The sequence below is a fragment of the Streptomyces sp. NPDC058678 genome (assembly GCF_042714835.1).
Lineage (GTDB): Bacteria > Actinomycetota > Actinomycetes > Streptomycetales > Streptomycetaceae > Streptomyces.
Map to the genome: position 1 here is coordinate 220,577 of NZ_JBHXSG010000003.1, position 17,511 is coordinate 238,087.

The following is a 17,511-nucleotide window of genomic DNA, read 5'->3' on the forward strand; positions in this document are numbered from 1 at the left end:
GCAGCCCGGGGGGCCGATCCCGAAAACTGTGGGCAACACTACAGAACCTCAGGAAAAGCTCAAGTAACGATCCGGAATCAAAGGTTCACCAATCCCTTTGCCTCCGATTCACTGGACCGACTCGTACGCCGCTCGTACGGGAACCCGCACCACCCCCGTGCGGGAAGAGCTCACCCGGCGCAAAGGAATCCCCCTCCTATGACCTCGCAGCCGACCCTTCCCAAGGCTGGTCACGACCCCGGCGCCCCCGGCGAACCCGGCGGCGACCTCCAGGCAGGACTCAAGAACCGGCATCTCTCGATGATCGCCATCGGCGGTGTCATCGGGGCCGGACTCTTCGTCGGATCCAGCTCCGGCATCGCCACCGCGGGCCCCGGCATCCTCCTGTCATACGCGCTCGTCGGCACGCTCGTGGTGCTGGTGATGCGGATGCTCGGCGAGATGTCCGCCGCCAACCCGACCTCGGGTTCGTTCTCCGCGCACGCCGACCGGGCGCTCGGGCCGTGGGCCGGGTTCTCCATCGGCTGGCTGTACTGGTTCTTCTGGGTGGTCGTCCTCGCGGTGGAGGCCACCGCCGGAGCGAAGATTCTCGAAGGGTGGATTCCCGCCGTACCGCAGTGGGGGTGGGCCCTCATCGTGATGGTGGTGCTCACCGCCACCAACCTGGTGTCCGTGGGGTCCTACGGCGAGTTCGAGTTCTGGTTCGCCGGGATCAAGGTCGTGGCGATCGGTGCGTTCATCGTCATCGGCGGGCTCGCCGTCTTCGGCGTGCTGCCGGGCGTCGACAGCGACCAGGCCGGGCTCGGCAACCTCACCGACCACGGCGGCTTCCTGCCCAACGGGCCCGGAGCCATCCTCACCGGTGTGCTGCTCGTCGTCTTCTCCTTCATGGGCAGCGAGATCGCGACCCTGGCGGCCGGCGAGTCCGAGGACCCGCAGCGGGCCGTGACCAAGTCGACCAACAGCATCATCTGGCGGATCGGCGTCTTCTACCTCGGCTCGATCTTCGTCGTCGTGACGCTGCTGCCGTGGGACGCCAAGTCCATCCAGGACGACGGCTCCTACGTCGCCGCCCTCGACTCCCTCGGCATAGCGCACGCCGGTCAGATCATGAACTTCATCGTGCTGACGTCGGTCCTTTCCTGTCTCAACTCCGGGCTCTACACGGCCTCCCGCATGGCCTTCTCGCTCGGCCGACGCGGTGACGCACCGAAGGCGTTCGCTCGGGTCAACGGCCGGGGCGTGCCGATGGCGGCGATCCTCGCGTCGGTCGTGTTCGGCTTCGTCGCCGTCTTCTTCAACTACCTCTCCCCGGACAAGATCTTCCTCTTCCTGGTCAACTCCTCGGGTGCGGTTGCCCTGTTCGTCTGGCTGGTGATCTGCTTCTCGCAGCTGCGGATGCGGAAGATCATCCAGGCCGAGGCGCCGGAGAAGCTCGTCGTGAAGATGTGGCTGTACCCGTACCTCACCTGGGCCACGGCCGCGCTCATCGTGTTCGTCCTCGGCTACATGCTGACCGACACCGAGCACGACGGCCGCGAGACCGTGGTGCTGTCGCTGCTGGTCGCGGCGGGCGTGATCGTCATCGCCCTCGTGAAGGAGAAGGTGAAGGGCGAGCGCGCGGTCACGAAGGTCTGATCGCAGCCCGTGAACGACGGAGGGGCCCGCGCCTTACGGCGTACGGGCCCCTCCGTCGTCTCTCACAGCACGGTGAAGCTGTCCTTGACCTTGTCGTACGTCCCGAGGGCCTGCGTCTCGATGTCCGGCTGGTACCAGGTGTTGATCTGGTACGACTTTCCGTCCTCGTTGAAGCCCAGCAGCCGGGCGTGCCAGGGGACGCCCTCCAGGGTGAAGGTGTACTCCCAGACGACCGCCGGGTTGCCGCGGAACGTCGTCTCCTCCAAGCGGATCTTCCGGTAGTCCTTGCCCTGGTGGGCGTTCTGTTCCGAGGTCCGCCAGGTCTCCATCAGGTCGCCGCGGGCGAGGGAGGACTTGGCGGCGAGCTCCTGTTTGCCGTCCGGGGACGTGTAGTGCACCTCGGCGCCCGTCTTGATGTCCCGCCGCCAGCCGACCGGCGTCGCCCACGCGAACCCGCCCGCCTCCCGGTGCGCGCCCGGCGGCAGGCTCTGCGGCCTCGACGTGCCCTCGACCGTGGGCGAAGGGCTGTCGCTCGGCGTGGTGGACGGGGACTGCGCGGAGGAGGCCGACGGTGCCCCTCCCGCCCGGTTGTCGTCCGGTGAGCCGTTGGCCGACGCGAGGACGATCGCGACGACCGCGCCCGCGATGACCACGCCGACGGCGGCGACGAGACCCGTGCGGCGTCCCGCACGCCGCCCGCGCCGCCGAGGATCCGCCGGAACGGCGGGGCCGGGCAGTTCGCCGGGCGGCATGGGAAGCGGGACCGGGGCGGGCGCGGCACGGCGTTCGGTCTCCGCCTGGGCGCGGGCGAGCGAGACGCCGGTGACGGTGGGCGCGGCGCTGATCCCGCGGGGCTGGGCGGGCGCAACTGGTGCGGATGCTTCCGCGGAAGCGGGTGCGGATGCTCCCGCGGAAGCGGTTGGCGGGGTTGCTCCGGCTGGTGCGGTGCCCGCGGAGTTGCCGGACGGAGTCTCGGAGCGCGTCTCCGAGCGCAGTCCCGACGCGGCCTCGGTGGAGGCGCTGGGGGGTTGGGGAGTAGGGGCGGGTTGGGGAGCGGGGGCGGGTTCGGGGCCGGATGTGGGCGCGGACCCGGACCCGGACGCGGACGCCGATGAGGGCGCGGACCCGGACGCGGGCGCGGGCGCGGACCCCGACGCGGACCCGGACCCGGACGCGGGCGCGGGCGCGGACCCCGACGCGGACCCGGACCCGGGCGCGGACCCGGACCCCGACGCGGGTACGGACCCGGACCCCGACGCGGGCGCGGACCCGGACCCCGACGCGGGCGCGGACCCGGACCCCGACGCGGGCGCAAATACGGGGGTGCCCCCGGACACGGGCGCGCCCCCGGACGTCGGTACGGGTGCGACCCCCGGCGTCCGTGCGTGCTCGGGCCCCGGCATCGGTGCCGGAGTCCTGGGGTCGCGCATCGTGCGCAGGTGCCGGGTGTTCACGAACGGGGGCGTCGGCGACTCCCCGGCTGCCGACGGGAGGAGTGGCGTCGCGTCCTGGATGTCCGGCCCCTCCGGTTCGGCCGCCGGCCCGGGCTCTGCTTCCCGCTCCTCATCCCGTCCCTCGGCCGGTCGGCCCTCGACCAGCCGCCGCTCGACCGGCCGGCCCTCGACCGGACTCCCCTCGAACCACCGTCCCTCAACCGACCGTCCCTCAACGGACGGCCCCTCGGCCGACTCCGCTTCCGGCGTCGCCTCCTGATAAGCGGCGACCCCCTCTCCCCCGCCCACCGGGACAGTCGGTGTCGTCGGCGGTGCCGGATACGCGAGTGGCCGTAGGGACGCCTCCAGCTCCGCAAGCCCGGGGCGGACCGTCGGGTCCTTCTCCAGCAGGGCCGCCAGGATGTCCCGCAACGGGCCAACCGTCGCCGGGAGTTCGGGCTCCTCGTACAGGACCGCGTGCAGGGTCGCCAGTGTGGTGTCGCGGGAGAAGGGGGAGCGGCCGCCCATGGCCGCGCACAGTGTCGCGCCGAGGGACCACACGTCGGACGGCGGGCCCTGGGGGCGGCCGGAGATCCGCTCGGGGGCCATGTAGTCGGGCGAGCCGACCAGCATGCCGACCATGGTGAGCGCCTTGGCGTCCTGGATCGCGGCGATGCCGAAGTCCGTGAGCACGATCCGCCGAGCGCCGTTCTCCACCAGGACGTTGCCCGGTTTGATGTCCCGGTGCAGGACGCCCCGGTCGTGCACCTGGCGGAGCGCCTGCACCAGGCCGAGCCCGAGCCGCGCGGTCTCGCGCGGGCCGAGCGGGCCCTCCTCCGCCATGACGCGTTCGAGAGAGCGGCCGGCGACCAACTCCATGACGATCCACAGGCGTTCGCCCTCGTCCACAACGTCGTACACGCGCACCACGTTGGGGTGGTCGATCCGGGCGGTGGCCCTGGCCTCGCGCAGGGTGCGTTCGCGGCGGGTGCGGGCGTCCTCGGCGTCGAGGCCGTCTATGCGCATCTCCTTGACGGCGACCTGCCGGTCGAGTATTTCGTCGGCGGCTCGCCACACCCGCCCCATTCCCCCCTGGCCGATACTCTCGACCAGGCGATAGCGCCCCGTCACCAGGAGCCCGGGAACTCCGCCGCTCCTCGCATTCCCCAACAATCCGCTGCACCCCCCTCAATGCTTCCGGACGTTCCCGACTGGAACACAATGGTCACACTTCACGCCGTACCAGCATAGTGCGGAGAAATCTTGTGGTACCTCTTCAAGTACTGCGAATTCAGGCGCAGCCAAGGGGGACGAACATGAGTTCTCGTCGTGCAACGACCATCGCGGCATCGCTGGTCACGGCATCTTTCTCGGCCGTGATGATCCTTTCCGGAACCGCCGTTGCGGATGACCAGGGACCCGGGAGCAGCAAGGGGGGAAAGGCCGTTGACGAGGCGCCGGCAGGCGTGAAGCTGACCACGCTGCTGCCCGAGAAGATCTCGGTGGACAACAGCTCGCAAGAAACGGACATCACCGCCACGGTGAAGAACGAGGGGACCAAGGACAGCGGAAAGATCAGGCTTTTGGTCGTCGGTTTCGACGGCCTTTCGGTCAAGGACGTTCAAGGTTGCTCGCCGATTGACGAAAAGGATCTGCCGGAGGGCTCGAACAGTGGTTTCGCCTGCCCAGTCGACAATCTCGCGGCCGGTCAGTCGAAGTCGTACGCCGTGGACGCGACATTCGATCTCGGCAAGACCGGAAAGATCTGTCTGCCGGTGCAGACCAGCGACGGAAAGAAGACGTTCTGGCAGCAGGGACCGGTTCCGTTCGGTACGGCGAACCCGTCGCCGAACGCCCCGGCCACCCCGCTGCTGCTCGGCACCGACAACAAGCCGGTCGGTCCGGGCGGCGACGAGCTGCCGAAGACCGGTTTCGAGCGTGACGTCCTGCCGCTGGGGGCGGCGGGCACGGCGCTGATGGCCGCCGGTGCGGCCGGGCTGTGGTGGTCGCAGCGGCGGCCGGGGCAGCAGGAGATCTGACGCCGGAAGCAAGAAAAACACGGGAGGCATAACCTGACGGCACCTGTCAGGTTATGCCTCCATCATCGGCCGCATGAGCTTCCCGAACCAGCCCATCGACACCTCCGACCTGCTCGTCCTCCGCCCCGGTGATCCCGGCTACGACGCCGAAATCGCCGGTTTCCAGACCGGGTTCGCCCGGCGGCCCGCCCTCGTGGTCGCCGCCCGCTCCGCCGGCGACGTGGTCACCGCCGTGCGGTACGCGGCGGACCGGGACCTGCCGGTCGGCATGCAGGCCACCGGGCACGGGCTGCCCGGCACCTCGGAGGGCTGGCTCCTCGTCACGACCACACGCATGGGCGCCGTCCACATCGACCCGGGGGCCCGCACGGCCCGCCTCCAGGCGGGCGTCCGCTGGGGCGAGGTCGTCGCGGCCGCCGAGCCGTACGGACTCGCGCCGTGAATGGGGGCACCTCCCACGCGTTAAGCAGTGGGGGAGGATCCGCGCCGTCCGTCGGCGCCGTCTCCTTCACCCTGGGCGGCGGACTGGGCATCCTGGCCCGCGAGTTCGGCTACGCGGCCGATCATGTGCGGGCACTCGACGTCGTGACCGCCGACGGCGAACCACGGCACGTGACCCGCGACGTGGACCCCGACCTGTACTGGGCGCTGCTCGGCGGCGGATCCGTCCTCGGCCTCGGCGTCGTCACGGAACTGGAGATCGGCCTCGTCCCCGTCCGCACCCTCTACGGCGGCTCGCTCGCCTTCGACGGCCGCGAGGTCGATCCGGAGGTCGTGCTGCGGGCGTACGAGGCGTGGACGCGGACCGTGCCCGACGGGCTGACGTCGTCCTTCGCGGCCGTGCCGTATCCGGACCTGCCGGCGTTGCCTGTGCGGCTGCGGGGGCGGTACGTCGTCTCGGTGCGGGTCGCGTACACCGGCGCCGACGGTGACCGCCTCGCCGCCCCGCTGCGGGAGACCGGGCCGGTGCTCGCCGACTCGCTGCGCGAGATGCCGTACGCCGAGAGCCACACCATCCACAGCGACCCCGACTTCCCGCACGCGTACTACGGGGACAGCGCGGTGCTGAGCGAGCTGGACCTCGACAGGGCCGCCGGACTGCTCGCGCGCACCGGGCCGGACGCGGGCGCCATGTGTGTCGTCCAGGTCAATCATCTGGGCGGGGCGCCGGCGCGGCCCGCGCCGAACTCGGTGCCGTATCGCGAAGGGCGTTTCCTGGTGCGGTTGTTGGCCATGGGCGATCGCGAGGAAGCCCGCCGGATCCTGGACCCCGCCTTCGCCCTGCTCGCGCCCGTCACGCTCGGACGGGCGGCCAACTTCGCGTTCGGGGCGGGCGATCGGACCGAAGGGTTGTACGACGCGGAAACGCAGAAGAGGCTCGCCGGGGTGAAGTCGCAGTACGACCCGGCGAACCTCTTCAGGACAGCTGGCCAGATCAGCGCTTGACGAGCTTCCAGGCGGAGGGCAGCAGGCCCATCGCCAGGGCCGCCTTCACGGCGTCGCCGATCAGGAACGGGGTCAGGCCGGCCGCGATCGCGGCGGACACCGAGAGGTCGGCCGCGTAGGCGAGGTACGGGACGCCGACGGCGTAGATGAGCGCCTCGCCCACCAGCATCGTGCCCGCCATGCGGAGCATGGAGCGGTCGGCGCCGCGGCGGGCCAGGGCGCCGACGGCGGCGGACGCGAGGATCATGCCGAGGATGTAGCCGAAGGAGACGGAGACCCCGGAGGTGCCGCCCGCGAACCACGGCACACCGGCGAGACCGGCCAGCGCGTACAGGACGAGCGCGGAGAGGCCGCGGCTCGCGCCGAGCGTCGTGCCGACCAGCAGCGCGGCGAAGGTCTGACCGGTCACCGGCACCGGGGAGCCCGGCACGGGCACCGCGATCTGGGCGGCCAGCCCGGTGAGCGCGGCGCCGCCGACCACGAGGGCCACGTCCCGGACACGGGAGGCGGGGAGCAGGTCGGCGAGGACCTGCCCCGGGCGGGCGGGGACGGCGGCAGCGGTGCTCATGGGGACTCCGCGAGATGGTGTGGGCACGGGGGACACCGTGACGCTATCCCAGCGCCCTCGGGCCGATCACCGTCAGCGCTCGACAAAGGGGCGGACGCGGGCTTGGTGGGCTCCGGACAAAGAATGCGGGTTACACCGGCCACGAGGTGATGCCGGTCACTGAGGTGACGTGGTGTGGGATACGAAGGGGCGGGAGACGGGATCTGTCGGGTCCCGCCAATGAGAGGCACGGCGTGGACACCCGCCGTCTCGCCCGTCGGTCGCCGTCTGGGCAGCGCGGCACCGGTTTGCTAGCTTCGGGCGCATGGTTGCTCAGGCCCGGAACTTCTCGTCGCGTCGCCACGTCGACCTGCGACGCGTGGGCACGGCCGTCTGTCGCCGCCGGTAGGCCGGGGCGGACGGAGCGGATCCGGTGCGCCTCGACCCATGAGTCGGCGCACTGTCGGACCTGTTCCCGAGGATGATCCCCATGCCCCGCACCGCGGCCGCACACCCTCCCGCCCCCTCTTCTTCTCCCCCGTCCACGTCTCCGGTCCCTTCGTTCCCGCGTGCCGCCGATCCCGACCGGCGCCGGACCAGTGCCAGCGTCGTGCTGCGCTCCGTGCTGGAGCACGGGCCGGTCGCACGCAGCACCATCGCCCGGCTGACCGGGCTGTCTCCGGCGTCGGTGACCGACTACTGCGCCCGGTTCGCGCGGCTCGGTCTGATCCGTGAGGCCGCCGTGCCCCGGCAGTCCAAGGGTGTGGGCCGCCCCCATGTGCCCGTCGACCTGGACGACTCCCGGTTCGTCGTGGGCTCGGTCCATGTGGCCGTGCCCTACACCACGGTCGCGCTGCTGGATCTGCGCGGCCGGGTGGTGGCCGAGCGGCAGTTGAAGCACACGGCCGGGGCTGTCGAGCCCGCGCAGGTACTGGCGCGGGCCGCCGACGGGCTGCGGGCGCTGCTGGCCGGCGTTCCGGGCTGCCGAGCGCTGGGTGTCGGTGTGGCGGCCGGCGGCTGGGTGGACCGGGACTCCGGGACCGTGGTCGCGCATCCGCTGCTGGGCTGGCGGGATGTGCCGGTGCGGGATGTCGTCGGCGCACACACCGGGCTGCCGGTCCACGTGGACGGGCATGCGCGGGCCTTGGTCAACGCGGAGCGGTTGTTCGGGCGGGCGCGCGGCAGCGGAAGCGTGCTGCACCTGTTCGTCGGCAACGTGGTCGACGCGGCGTTCGCCACCCACGACGAGGTGCACCACGGGCCGCGCAGCCAGGCGGGCGCCATCGCGCATCTGCCGGTGCCGGGCGGCACGGAGGTCTGCGAGTGCGGGCGCACCGGCTGCCTGCAGGCCGAGTTGAGCGAGCGCACGCTGTGCCGGCGGGCGCGTGAGGCCGGTGTCACCGACGGCGTGAACCCGATGCGCGTGGTCGCCGCGGCGGACGACGGCGACCCGACCGCCGTACGGCTCCTGGTGGACCGGGCGCGTCGGGTCGGGCGGGCGGTCGGGCTGCTGCTCGACGTGCTCAATCCGGAGACCGTCGTCGTCACCGAGATCGGCGTCCTGCGTCGCGCGGACTGCCTTTCCGCGCTGCGCGACGAGGTCGGGGCGGAGCGGGCGGCGGCCGTGGCGCCGACGAGTTTCGGGGATTCCGTGCTGGCCGTGGCGGGTGGATCCGTGGCTCTGGACGTGCTCTACCGGGATCCGCTGGGCGCCTCACCAGAGCGGAATTAATTCAGAAACGCGGAATGTTGACAGGGCCGGTCCGAGGGAAGGAACATCCTCATCATGAGCTGTCGCACCCTCTGTTGCTGACGCGTTGCCGCGCTTGAAGCGCGCGCCCTCCTCTCTTCCTGCGTGCATTCCCCTGTCGGGCCTCGGGAATTCCCTTGCCCGGAATCGCGCGCATTCCCTCTCGCTTCTCGCTTCACCTCTCGGCTTACGGAGACCTCCCATGCCTTCCCCACCCCTGCCCGGAATCGACCGACGGCTCTTTCTCACCTCTCTGCTCGGCGTCTCCGCCGCTGCCGCCGGCCTCAGCGGCTGCGCGAGCGGCAGCGCCGCGGCCTCGAAGGCTTCCGTCTCCGAGCCGCTGGCGAAGACGGTCCCCGCCGGCACCAGCCTGAAGATCGCCTCGTACCAGAACGTCCAGCAACTCCAGTTCAAGCTCGCCGATTTCGGCGACCTTCCGTTCAAGGTGAGCAGTTGGGCGAACATCGGCGCCGGACCCGATGTCATCAACGCCTTCCGCTCCGGATCCCTGGACGTCGCGAACAATGCGGGAATTCCGCCGATCCAGGCGCAGTTCCAGGGCTACGACGCGAAAATCGTCGCGATCAACATCACCCGAAAGCCGAACTACCTCTTCGCCACCAAGCCCGGCAGCGACATCCGCTCGGTCGAGGGCTTCAAGGGAAAGAAGCTCGCCTTCTCGCAGGGACAGGCCCAAGGCGTCGTACTCCTGCGGGCGTTGAAGAAGGCCGGGCTGGCGTACGACGACGTGCAGCTCGTGCCGCTGACCAGCAACCAGTTCCTCACGGCACTGCAGTCCGGCCAGGTCGACATCGCGCCGCTCGCCAACCAGCAGGCGCCCGCCTATCTCCAGCAGTACGAGTCCAAGGGCGCCCGCGCCATCACGACGGACGTCGTGGACCTGCTCAACCTGCTGTGGGCGCCGACCTCCGTGCTGTCCGACTCCGCGAAGGCCGCCGCGGTCGCCGCGTACATCCCGTACTGGGCGAAGGGCCAGGTGTGGCAGTACGAGCACCCGGACGTCTGGAACGAGGAGTTCTACGTCAAGACGCAGAACCTGAGCCTCGCGCAGGCACGGTCGATCACCGAGCTCGCCAACAAGCCGCTGTTCCCGCCCAGTTGGGACGAGGCCGTGAAGTGGGAGCAGGAGACCGCCGATCTGCTGGCGGAGGGCGGCTTCGTGAAGGGGTTCAAGGTCGCCTCGCTCTTCGACCGGCGGTTCGAGGCCATCGCGGCGAAGTCCGTACCGGCGGAGTACCGGAGGTGAGCGCCACCGTGACCACGACCACCACCGCGACCGCGACCGCGCCCCTCACCGCTGCCGAGGACAGTCCCCAGGTCCGCAGGCGCCGCCGCCTCTCCCCCGGCCGACGGCTGCCGGCCACCCGCCTCCTCGGCCCCGCCCTCATCCTCGCCCTGTGGGCCGCCGCCTCCGCCGCCGGACAGCTCGACCCGGGTGCGATCCCGGCGCCCTGGACGGTGCTGGAGACGGGCGTCCACCTGTGGACCGACGGCACACTGCCCAACGACATCCTGACCTCGCTGCAACGCGCCGGATCGGGCTTCGCGATCGGCCTGACCGCGGGCATCGCCCTTGCCCTGGCCGCCGGGCTCAGCCGGACCGGCGAGGCCCTGATCGACGGGTCCGTGCAGCTCAACCGGGCGATCCCGACGCTCGGCCTGATCCCGCTGTTCATCCTCTGGCTGGGCATCGGCGAGACCTTCAAGGTGGCGATCATCGCGATCGTCGTCTACATCCCGATCTACCTGAACACGCACTCCGCGCTGTCCGGCATCGACCACCGGTACGTCGAACTCGCCGAGGTGCAGGGCCTGTCGCGGTACGCCTTCATCCGGCGGATCGTCATCCCCGGCGCCCTGCCCGGCTTCTTCGTCGGGCTGCGGCTCGGGGTGACCGGCTCCTGGCTGGGTCTGGTCGTGCTGGAGCAGATCAACGCCACCAGCGGACTCGGCTACATGATGTTCCAGGCCCAGAACTACGGCCAGACGGACGTCATCCTCGTCGGCCTGGTCGTCTACGGCATCTTCGGCCTGATCTCCGACAGCGCGGTCCGTCTGATCGAACGGAGGGTGCTGTCATGGCGCCGCACGCTGAGCAGCTGACGACCACCCGCCCGGCCGTACAGCTCAGGGGGCTCACCCGGTCCTTCGACGGGCGTACGGTCCTCGACGGCATCGACCTCGACCTCCCCGCCGGACAGTTCACCGCCCTGCTCGGGCACAGCGGCTCCGGCAAGAGCACCCTGCTGCGGGCGGTCGCCGGCCTCGACCACGAGGTCGTGGGCAGTGGCCGGCTGACCGCGCCGGAACGGGTGTCGGTCGTCTTCCAGGACTCCCGGCTGCTGCCCTGGCAGCGCGTCCTCGACAACGTCCTGCTCGGCCTCGACGGCAAGGAGGCGGACCGCAAGGGCCGCGAGGCCCTCGCCGAGGTGGGCCTGAAGGGCCGCGAACGGGCCTGGCCGAACGAGCTGTCCGGTGGCGAGGCCCAGCGCGCCGCCCTGGCCCGCTCCCTGGTCCGCGAGCCGGAACTCCTGCTGGCCGACGAGCCATTCGGCGCCCTGGACGCGCTCACCCGGATCCGGATGCACGTCCTGCTGAGGGAGCTGTGGGAACGCCACCGGCCCTCCGTGCTGCTCGTCACCCACGATGTGGACGAGGCGATCGTGCTCGCCGACCGGGTCCTCGTCCTCGACCAGGGCCGTATCGGCCTCGACCTGACCATCGACCGCCCGCATCCGCGCTCGTACCGCGATCCGCTGCTCGGCGAGTACCGGGAGCGGCTGCTGGCCGCGCTCGGCGTGACGGAGGACCACCAGTGACCACCAGACAGCTCCACCTGAACGCGTTCCTGATGAACACCGGCCACCACGAGGCGTCGTGGCGGCTGCCGGAGAGCGACCCGTACGCGCACGTGGACCTCGCCCACTACGTCCACCTCGCCCGGATCGCCGAACGCGGCACCTTCGACTCGCTGTTCCTCGCCGACGGACCGCAGCTGTGGGGAAGCGTGGAACAGCGGCCCGCCGGCGCACTGGAGCCGCTCACCCTGCTGACCGCGCTGGCGACGGCCACCGAGCACATCGGCCTGATCGCCACCGCCTCCACCTCCTACAACTCCCCCTACAACCTGGCCCGCAGGTTCGCCTCGCTCGACATCGTCAGCGGCGGCCGGGCGGGCTGGAACATCGTCACCACGGCCGGTGCCGAGGCCGCCCGCAACTTCGGTCTCCCCGCCGAGCCCGCCCACGCGGAGCGGTACGCCCGCGCCGCCGAGTTCCTCGACGTGGCGCTGAAGCTCTGGGACAGCTGGGAGGACGACGCGATCACCGCCGACAAGGCGGCCGGTGTCTGGGGCGACGACACGAAGATCCATCCGCCCCGGCACCAGGGGACGTACTTCAGCGTCGAGGGTGCCCTCAACGTGCCGCGCACCCCGCAGGGCTACCCGCTGCTCGTGCAGGCGGGGTCGAGCGAGGACGGCAAACGCTTCGCGGCGCGGTACGCGGAGGCCGTGTTCACCGCCCAGCAGACCATCGAGGACGCGCAGGCCTTCTACGCCGACCTCAAGTCCCGTACGGCCGCCGCCGGCCGCGACCCCGGCCACATCAAGGTGCTGCCCGGCATCGTCCCGGTGATCGGGTCGACGGAGGCGGAGGCCCGTGCCAAGGAGCAGCTCCTCGAAGAGCACATCGTGTACACGCACGGAGTGGCCCGGCTGGAGAGCCTGCTGCAACTGGAGCCGGGGACGCTGGAGTTGGACGCACAGCTCCCCGCCGACCTGCCGCCGGAAAGCGCCATCGAGGGCGCCAAGAGCCGCTACACCCTCATCGTCGAGCTCGGCCGGCGCGAACGCCTCACCGTGCGGCAGCTGGTCGGGCGGCTCGGCGGCGGCCGCGGGCACCTCACCTTCGCGGGCACGCCCGAGCAGGTCGCCGACGCCATCGAGACGTGGTTCACGCACGGCGCCGCCGACGGCTTCAACATCATGCCCGCGGTCCTGCCCTCCGGCCTCGACACCTTCGTCGACCACGTCGTCCCGATCCTGCGCACCCGCGGCCTGCTCCGCACGGAATACGGGCCGCGCCGGACCCTGCGGGAGCGATACGGCCTCCCGCGCCCCGCCAACCAGTACCTCAGCACTGTTCAGGAAACCGCCCTCGTCTGAAAGGACCCGCACATGTCCGACTTCGAGATCCGCAAGGTCACGGCGAACATCGGCGCCCGCGTCTCCGGCGTCGACCTCGCGGGGCCCCTCGCCGAGGAGACGGTCGTCGCGCTCCGCGACGCGCTGAACATCCACAAGGCCCTGGTCTTCGACGACGTGAACCTCGACGACGCGGGCCAGCAGGCCTTCGTCCGGCACTTCGGGGACATCACCACCGCCCACCCGACCGTGCCGTCCGTCGAGGGCGTACCGAACGTCCTGCCCGTCGACAGCGAGCGGGGCCGCGCGGCCAACAACTGGCACACGGACGTCACCTTCGTCCTCAACCCGCCGCAGGCGAGCACACTGCGCAGCATCACGATCCCGCCGTACGGCGGCGAGACCCTGATCGCGAACTCGGCCGCCGCCTACCGCGATCTGCCGCAGCCGCTGCGGCTGCTGGCCGACACCCTGTGGGCGGAGCACACCAACGACTACGACTACGCGGTGCCGGAGGAGACCGTCGACGAGGCGCAGGCCGCCGCGCGCGCACAGTTCACGTCGATCAAGTACCGCACGGCCCACCCGGTCGTCCGTGTCCATCCGCTGACCGGGGAACGCGGCCTGTTCATCGGCGGGTTCGCGCAGCGTCTGGTGGGCCTGTCGGTCGGCGAGTCCCGCAAGATCCTCGACCTGCTCCAGGCGTACGTCACCCGCCCGGAGAACGTCCTGCGCCACCGCTGGTCGGAGAACCAGCTCGTCCTCTTCGACAACCGCATCACCCAGCACTACGCCATCGACAACTACGACGGCCTGCCCCGGCGCCTGCACCGGGTGACCGTCGCCGGTGACGTGCCGGTGGGCGTGGAGGGCAAGGAGAGCTACGTGATCGAGGGGGACGCCTCGCACTACACCTCCGTGGCGGCGTAACCACGCTGCGTGGCGCGGACGTCCGCATGCTGGGCGGTCCCTCCTCCCGACCGGAGAGGCCGCTCAGACTGTTGGGCGTTTTGCCCATCTCACGCATTGGACGAGCCGCGCCCATGCCCCGCACCACCACGCAGACGCCCCCCACGGCGGAGGACGCCTCCCTGTCCCACGGCCTCAAGCAGCGCCACCTGTCGATGATCGCCCTCGGCGGGGTCATCGGCGCCGGCCTGTTCGTCGGCTCCGGCGCCGGAATCGCCGCCGCCGGCCCGTCGATCGTCATCGCGTACGCCCTCTCCGGCGTCCTCGTGATGCTGGTCATGCGGATGCTCGGCGAGATGTCGGCCGCCTACCCGTCCTCCGGTTCCTTCTCCGCGCACGCCGAGCGCGCGATCGGCCCCTGGGCCGGCTTCGCCGCCGGCTGGTCCTTCTGGGTCCTGCTCTGCACGGCCGTGGGCCTGGAGGGCATCGGCGCGGCGAAGATCGTGACGGGCTGGCTGCCGGGCACGCCGGAGTGGGCCTGGGTGGCGCTGTTCATGCTGCTCTTCTGCGGCGCGAACCTCGCCGCGGTGAAGAACTTCGGCGAGTTCGAGTTCTGGTTCGCGGCCCTGAAGGTCGGCGCGATCACCCTGTTCCTGGTCCTCGGTGTCCTGGCGATCGCGGGCGTCCTCCCGGACACGGACGCGCCGGGCACGTCCCACCTGAGCGACTTCCTCCCGAACGGCGGCGAGGGCCTGGTCATCGGCCTGCTCGCGTCCGTCTTCGCGTACGGCGGTCTGGAGACCGTCACCATCGCGGCGGCCGAGTCGCAGGACCCGGTCCGCGGTGTGGCGAGCGCGGTCCGTACGGCGATGTGGCGCATCGCGCTCTTCTACGTCGGCTCGATGGCGGTCATCGTCACCCTCGTCCCCTGGGACGCGAAGGCGGTCGTGGAGAAGGGCCCGTACGTGGCCACGCTCGACGAGCTCGGCATCCCCGGCGCCGGCCAACTGATGAACGTGGTCGTCCTCGTGGCCCTCCTGTCCGCGATGAACGCCAACATCTACGGCTCCTCGCGCATCGCCTACTCCCTGGTCGAGCGCGGCCAGGGACCCAGGATGCTCGGCCGGGTCTCGGGCGGGGTGCCCCGCGTCGCGGTCCTCGCGTCCTGCGTCTTCGGCTTCGTCTGCGTGCTCCTGAGCCACTGGCGCCCCGACGACGTCTTCCCGTGGCTCCTCAACATGATCGGCGCGGTCATCCTCGTCGTCTGGATCTTCATCGCGGTCTCGCAGCTCCGGCTCCGCAGCCGCCTGGAACGGGAGACGCCGGAGAAGCTCGCGGTACGGATGTGGGCGTTCCCCGTGCTGACCTGGGTGGCGCTGGCCGGCATGGCGACGATCTTCGTCCTGATGGCACGGGAGCCGGACACGCGGGTGCAGTTGTACTCGACCGGCGGGATGACGGCGTTCCTGGCAGCCGTCGGTTACGCGTGGCAGAAGACGCGCGCCAAGAGCTGACGCCCCCTCCTCCGGCGGAAGGCCCTCACGTGGGACACGTGGGGGCTTCTTCCTCGTCGGCGGGCGGTGCTCAGGGCTTGCGCCCCAGCCCCCCGTGCTGGCCGATCGGCTGCGGCCGGTCCGTGCCGGGCTCGGGGCGCCAGAGGGGCACCGACACCACGCCCGGGTCGACCAGTTCCAGGCCGTCGAAGAAGGCGGCGATCTGGTCGACGGGGCGCAGGAAGTAGGGGACCGCGCCGGTCTCGTTGTAGGCGTCCTGGGCCTGCTCGTAGACGGGGTCGGTGCCCCGGGAGCCGTCGTTGACGGAGAGGTGGCTGCCGGAGGGGAGGCCCTCCATGAGGCGGCGGACGATGGTGCGCGCCCCGTCGTAGTCGGCGACATGGCCGAGGATGCCGCTGAGGATCAGCGCGGTGGGCCGGTCCGGGTCGAGGGTCTTCGCGGCGGCGCGCAGGATCTGCTCCGGCTCGAAGAGGCTGATGTCCTCGTACGCCGTCGCGCCCTCGGGCGTGGACGTGAGCAGGGCGCGGGCGTGGGCGAGGACCAACGGGTCGTTGTCGACGTAGACGATCTTCGACTCTGGGGCGAGGCGCTGGGCGACCTCGTGGGTGTTGTCGACGGTGGGCAGACCGGTGCCGACGTCGAGGAATTGGCGTACGCCCGCCTCCTGCACCAGGTACCGGATGCTGCGGCCGAGAAAGGCACGGCTGCTGCGGGCGATGGTGACGATGCCGGGGAAGACGGCGGTGTAGGCGTCACCCGCCATCTCGTCCACCGGGTAGTTGTCCTTGCCGCCGAGCCAGTAGTTCCAGATCCGGGCCGAATGCGGCACCGACGTGTCAATCTCCGTCATGTGCCCATGGTGCTACGGCACGTCCTGTTCGCACGGCACTTTGAGTGAGAGAAGTGCGGGAAAACCGTCGGGTTTCATGGGCCACGACGGTCGGGGGCACCTGGATGCCGATCGGCGGAGAGAACGGCGAGCCCCGTGAACACGCGGCTCACGAGGCTGTCGAAATGCAAGGTTCCGGGCGATCCTGGCGGAATGCCCAAAGAGAAGATGCTCCCCTGCCACACCTGCGGCACCTACCAGCCGCACCGGCAGCCGCAGGACGACCGGGAGCGGCAGGTCATCCGCACGCTGAAGCAGCTGAAGCCCCGCACGTACGTGGAGGACTACTGGATCTGCGTCAGCGACGAACGGGACTGCCGCAACATCCGCCACCGGTGGAACGCCAAGCCGCTCCACCCGCCGGAGAAGATGCCCGAGCCGGAGTGAGTTCCGAGAGGGCTTACAGGTTGCTGAAGTCCGGGCCCTTGGTGCGGGTGCGCTTGATCTCGTAGAAACCGGGGATCGAGGCCACGGCGAGCGTCCCGTCCCACAGCCTGGCGGCCTCCTCGCCCTTGGGCGCCGGGGTCACGACCGGGCCGAAGAAGGCGATCTGCTCGCCGTCGGGACCGGGGACGGCGATCACCGGGGTGCCGACCTCCTGACCGACCTTGTCGATGCCCTCCTTGTGGGAGGCGCGCAGCTCGGCGTCGAACTCGAAGTCCTTCTGGTCGGCGTACTCGATCAGGTCGGCGGGCAGGCCCACGTCCGCCAGGGCGGCCGCGATCGCCTCTTCGGTCGGGCCCTCGCCCTGGTTGTGGAAGCGGGTGCCGAGGGCGGTGTAGAGGGGGCCGAGGACGTCGGCGCCGTGCTTCTGCCAGGCGGCGGTCGCCACCCGCACCGGCTTCCACGCCTTGGTCGCGAGCATCTCCCGGTACTCCTCGGGGAGTTCGTCGATCCTGTCCTCGTTCAGCACCGCGAGGCTCATGATGTGCCACCGCACCTCGATGTCGCGGACCTTCTCCACCTCCAGGACCCAGCGGGAGGTCATCCAGGCCCAGGGGCACAGCGGGTCGAACCAGAAGTCGACGGGGGTCTTGCCGGAGGTGCTCGCGGTCTCGGACATGGGTCTCCTCTACAAGGGGTCTTTCCGAGCTGCAACAGTGACCCGTCCTCGCCCATTCCCTGCTGCCCGGCGCCGCGTCCCATGGCAGGATCAGGCTGTCCGCATACTGAACACCACT

Annotated in this window: 13 protein-coding genes and 2 pseudogenes; 11 read left to right on the plus strand and 4 right to left on the minus strand. The window is 70.8% G+C overall.

The features are described from left to right. Nucleotides 1-198 precede the first annotated feature (198 nt). Nucleotides 199-1,638: an amino acid permease gene (locus ACFWWR_RS05370; RefSeq protein WP_384302061.1), complete on the plus strand. Its 1,440-nt coding sequence runs from the start codon at nt 199-201 to the stop codon at nt 1,636-1,638. Nucleotides 1,639-3,389: 1,751 nt separating this feature from the next. Here ACFWWR_RS05370 and ACFWWR_RS05375 read toward each other — a convergent pair. Further along, nucleotides 3,390-4,202: pseudogene (locus tag ACFWWR_RS05375) on the minus strand (serine/threonine-protein kinase); the annotation flags it as partial. Between the two features lie 185 nt (nt 4,203-4,387). Here ACFWWR_RS05375 and ACFWWR_RS05380 point away from each other — a divergent pair. Continuing rightward, nucleotides 4,388-5,110: an LPXTG cell wall anchor domain-containing protein gene (locus ACFWWR_RS05380; RefSeq protein WP_383874504.1), complete on the plus strand. Its 723-nt coding sequence runs from the start codon at nt 4,388-4,390 to the stop codon at nt 5,108-5,110. A 73-nt stretch (nt 5,111-5,183) separates the two neighbouring features. Beyond that, a pseudogene (locus tag ACFWWR_RS05385) lies at nt 5,184-6,556 on the plus strand (FAD-binding oxidoreductase). Here ACFWWR_RS05385 and ACFWWR_RS05390 read toward each other — a convergent pair. After that, nucleotides 6,546-7,124 carry a biotin transporter BioY gene (locus ACFWWR_RS05390; protein ID WP_383874502.1) on the minus strand — a complete coding sequence of 193 codons (579 nt, stop codon included), beginning with the start codon at nt 7,122-7,124 and terminating at the stop codon, nt 6,546-6,548. The pseudogene ACFWWR_RS05385 and the gene ACFWWR_RS05390 sit on opposite strands and share 11 nt — an antisense overlap. A gap of 469 nt (nt 7,125-7,593) precedes the next feature. Between ACFWWR_RS05390 and ACFWWR_RS05395 the strand changes: the two genes are divergently transcribed. The 7 genes from ACFWWR_RS05395 to ACFWWR_RS05425 all read left to right on the plus strand — a co-directional run bounded on the left by ACFWWR_RS05395 (nt 7,594) and on the right by ACFWWR_RS05425 (nt 15,441). Beyond that, nucleotides 7,594-8,835 (plus strand): ROK family protein, encoded by a 1,242-nt coding sequence (locus ACFWWR_RS05395; protein WP_383874500.1) that lies wholly within the window; start codon nt 7,594-7,596, stop codon nt 8,833-8,835. Nucleotides 8,836-9,055: 220 nt separating this feature from the next. After that, on the plus strand, nt 9,056-10,120 hold the full coding sequence (locus ACFWWR_RS05400) for an ABC transporter substrate-binding protein (RefSeq protein ID WP_384302063.1): 1,065 nt from the start codon (nt 9,056-9,058) through the stop codon (nt 10,118-10,120). 8 nt (nt 10,121-10,128) lie between these two features. Further along, entirely contained in the window at nt 10,129-10,977 is an 849-nt protein-coding gene (locus ACFWWR_RS05405) for an ABC transporter permease (protein ID WP_384302065.1), read from the plus strand. Then, nucleotides 10,953-11,693 carry an ABC transporter ATP-binding protein gene (locus tag ACFWWR_RS05410; protein ID WP_383874495.1) on the plus strand — a complete coding sequence of 247 codons (741 nt, stop codon included), beginning with the start codon at nt 10,953-10,955 and terminating at the stop codon, nt 11,691-11,693. Before ACFWWR_RS05405 ends, ACFWWR_RS05410 begins: the two co-directional genes overlap by 25 nt. Beyond that, nucleotides 11,690-13,039: an LLM class flavin-dependent oxidoreductase gene (locus ACFWWR_RS05415; RefSeq protein WP_384302067.1), complete on the plus strand. Its 1,350-nt coding sequence runs from the start codon at nt 11,690-11,692 to the stop codon at nt 13,037-13,039. The genes ACFWWR_RS05410 and ACFWWR_RS05415 overlap by 4 nt, the downstream gene beginning before the upstream one ends. 12 nt (nt 13,040-13,051) lie before the next feature. After that, a complete protein-coding gene (locus ACFWWR_RS05420; protein ID WP_383874492.1) occupies nt 13,052-13,948 on the plus strand; it encodes a TauD/TfdA dioxygenase family protein in 897 nt (298 codons plus the stop codon). A gap of 113 nt (nt 13,949-14,061) precedes the next feature. Then, nucleotides 14,062-15,441 (plus strand): amino acid permease, encoded by a 1,380-nt coding sequence (locus ACFWWR_RS05425; RefSeq protein WP_384302069.1) that lies wholly within the window; start codon nt 14,062-14,064, stop codon nt 15,439-15,441. Between the two features lie 70 nt (nt 15,442-15,511). On the opposite strand, the gene ACFWWR_RS05430 is transcribed toward ACFWWR_RS05425, so the two are convergent. Continuing rightward, nucleotides 15,512-16,291, minus strand: a complete 780-nt coding sequence (locus ACFWWR_RS05430) for an SAM-dependent methyltransferase (protein WP_383874488.1) — start codon at nt 16,289-16,291, stop codon at nt 15,512-15,514. 192 nt (nt 16,292-16,483) lie between these two features. On the opposite strand from ACFWWR_RS05430, the gene ACFWWR_RS05435 reads away from it, so the two are divergent. Continuing rightward, nucleotides 16,484-16,717 (plus strand): hypothetical protein, encoded by a 234-nt coding sequence (locus tag ACFWWR_RS05435; RefSeq protein WP_383874486.1) that lies wholly within the window; start codon nt 16,484-16,486, stop codon nt 16,715-16,717. 13 nt (nt 16,718-16,730) lie between these two features. Here ACFWWR_RS05435 and ACFWWR_RS05440 read toward each other — a convergent pair whose 3' ends face one another. Beyond that, on the minus strand, nt 16,731-17,393 hold the full coding sequence (locus tag ACFWWR_RS05440) for a DsbA family protein (protein ID WP_383874485.1): 663 nt from the start codon (nt 17,391-17,393) through the stop codon (nt 16,731-16,733). Nucleotides 17,394-17,511 lie beyond the last annotated feature (118 nt).